This is a genomic window from Pseudomonas sp. KCJK8993 (genome assembly GCF_046230915.1).
GTDB lineage: Bacteria > Pseudomonadota > Gammaproteobacteria > Pseudomonadales > Pseudomonadaceae > Aquipseudomonas > Aquipseudomonas piscis.
Genome location: NZ_JBJJLO010000226.1, coordinates 1 through 2,629 on the forward strand (window position 1 = coordinate 1; position 2,629 = coordinate 2,629).

2 protein-coding genes and 1 pseudogene are annotated in these 2,629 nt (G+C 67.9%); 2 read left to right on the forward strand and 1 reads right to left on the reverse strand.

Annotated elements, in window-relative coordinates:
- Nucleotides 1-22: 22 nt before the first annotated feature.
- Nucleotides 23-904, forward strand: a pseudogene (locus tag ACK6AU_RS31760) (MFS transporter); the annotation flags it as partial.
- 5 nt (nucleotides 905-909) lie between these two features.
- Here ACK6AU_RS31760 and ACK6AU_RS31765 read toward each other — a convergent pair.
- Nucleotides 910-1,839 carry a DMT family transporter gene (locus tag ACK6AU_RS31765; RefSeq protein ID WP_409303710.1) on the reverse strand — a complete coding sequence of 310 codons (930 nt, stop codon included), beginning with the start codon at nucleotides 1,837-1,839 and terminating at the stop codon, nucleotides 910-912.
- 102 nt (nucleotides 1,840-1,941) lie between these two features.
- Between ACK6AU_RS31765 and ACK6AU_RS31770 the strand changes: the two genes are divergently transcribed.
- A partial coding sequence (locus tag ACK6AU_RS31770) for a LysR family transcriptional regulator (RefSeq protein WP_409303712.1) occupies nucleotides 1,942-2,629 on the forward strand: 688 nt, incomplete at its 3' end.

A 2,629-nucleotide genomic window follows, 5' to 3' on the forward strand; every position in this document is an offset into this window, starting at 1 on the left:
CCGGAGATGTGTATAAGAGGCGGTGGCCGGTGCGTGTGCATGGCTGGCCCGGCGCTGGATTCCCGCCGATCCGCCACGCCAGCGCGGGCGCCAGTTCGACCTGCCGGGCGCCTTGAGCGTGACCCTGGGGGGCAGCTTGCTGGTGTTCGCCATCGTCCAGGGGCCGGAGTGGGGCTGGGCCGCGCCGGCGACCCTGGCCTGCCTGCTGCTGGCGCTGGCCTTGCTCGGGTGGTTCCTGCGCATCGAGCACCTCGGGCGCGACCCGTTGATGCCCCTGCGCCTGCTGGGTTATCCACAACTGCGCATGGCGATGCTGATCACCGCGTTGTTCATGAGCAGCTTCGGCGTGCAGTACTACTTCCTCAGCCTGTACTTCCAGCAGGTCTACCAGTTCAGTGTGTTGCACTGCGGCCTGGCCTTCCTGCCCTCGACGGTGCTCTGCACCCTGGGCATCTGGCTGGGCGAGCGGGCGCTGCGGCGCGCCAGCCTGCGGGCGGTCCTGGTCTGCGGCTTGCTGGCCGGGGCCCTGGGCATCGGCATGATCTACCTGGCGCTACCGGGCAGCAGCGGTTTTGTCGGCCTGTTACCGGGGATCGTGATCATGAGCATCGGCCAGGGCATGACCTGGAACACCATGTGGATCTCGGCGGGGCAGGGCATTGCCGCGACCGAGCAGGGCGTGGCGGCGGGCGTGGCCTCCACCAGCCAGCAGATCGGCGGCGCCCTGGGCCTGGCCTTGCTGGTGTCCCTGGCCAACACCCTGGGTCCGGTGGGCAATCAGGCCCAGGGCATTGAGCTGGCCACCGCCGCCAGTGCCCTGTTGGCGTTATTGGGCGCCTTGCTGGCCCTGCGCCTGCCCCGCTCCCCGGTGGCGCTGCCGGGTTGTTCTGCGGCCTCGGGCTGAGGCCCTTAGTGAGCCTGGGGCAGGTGCCGGCGCACCGCCCAGAGCACGCCGGCCAGCAACGACAACGCCGCGCTGGCTTGCAACAAGCTCGGCAGGTGCTGCAGGCAGATGAAGCCGTAGAGCAGGGCGAACAGGGTCTCGAACACGATCAACTGGCCGCTCAGGGTCAGTGGCAGGCGCCGGGTCGAGGCATTCCACATGCGATTGCCGAACCACGAGCCGAGCACCGCGCTGCACAGGCTCAGGCCCCAGAACAGCATCCAGCGCTGGTCGCTGGCGTCGCTCCGCGTGCCCGGCCACTCCAGGCCCTGGGCCAGCAGCCAGACCAAGGCGCTCATCAGGCCGGTGGTGATGCCCCACAGGCTCGACCACTGGCCGCTGTCGAAGCGGCTGCGCTTGAGATAGCGAGCGTTGTCCTTGGCGTACCAGGTCCAGCACAGCAGCGCGCCGAAGGCACACAGCAGGCCCAAGGCCCGCTGGCCCAGCTCCGGCGAATCGCCCTGGGCGGTGAGCAGGGTGTCGAGGTTGATGCAGCAGATCCCGCCGAACACCAGCAGCAGCGGCCAGCGCAGGCGCCGCAACGGCACCGCGTCGGCATCCCCGCGCCCGGCCAGGGTGATGGTCAGGGGCAAGAGGCCGACGATCAGCGCGGTACTGGCCACCCCGGCCCACTGGATGGCGCTGGCCAGCAGCATGAAATAGATCAGGTTGCCGGTCAGTGCCAGCTTCACCAGCAGCAGTGCGTCGTTCCAGGTCAAGCGCTGCAGCAGCTCGCGTGCCTGGGGCGCAGCCAGGAGCAGGGAGAATGCGCCATACAGGGTGAAGCGGGCACAGCTGAGCATCAGCGGGCTGAACTCCGGCAACAGGCTGGGCACCACAATGGCCAGACCCCAGACCGCACCGGCCAGGACCGCATAAGCAACTCCGCGTTTCATGCACACACTCGCAACGATTCATCAAGGTGCGCAGGCTAGTCATTGCTGACCGGATGGACAAAGGATATATAGGCACCTACCTATTCTTCTGGGGAATACCTGATGAGTCGCTTCGCCCGGCACTTGCCGCCACTGGAAACCCTGGTGACCTTCGAAGCGGTGGGCCGCAACGCCAGCTTCACCCGGGCCGCCACCGAGCTGTGCCTGACCCAGAGCGCGGTGAGCAAGCAGATCCGCAGCCTGGAGCTGTCGCTCAAGACCGAGCTGTTCGAGCGCCAGGCCCGGGGGGTCAAGCTCACCGCCAGCGGCGCGGCGCTGTTCGCCCAGGTCAGCACCCAGCTCGAAGCCTTGCTGCGCAGCGTCACGCGCCTGCGGGCCGGACGCGATGCCAACACCATCACCGTGCAATGCACCCATGCGGTGGCGCAGTTCTGGCTGTTCCCGCGCTTGCTGGCGTTCAACAAGCAGCACCCGGGGATCACCGTGAGCATCCACGCCAACAACGACATGGACGAGTCCAGCGTGGCCGAGCATGACTTCGGCATTCTCTACGGGCCGGGGCACTGGTCGTCCCTGGCGGCCACGCCGCTGTTCGCCGAGATCGTCTATCCCATCGCCAGCCGGCGCCTGGAGTTGCCGCTGGTCAGCGAGCTTGGGCAATTGGCGGCCTTGCCGCTGATCCAGCTGGACGCCTCGGCCTGGAACTGCATCGACTGGCGGGACTGGTTCCGTCACTTCGGCCTGGACTACAGCGCGCCGCCGGGGGCCCTGGCTGGCTCTTTTTCACACC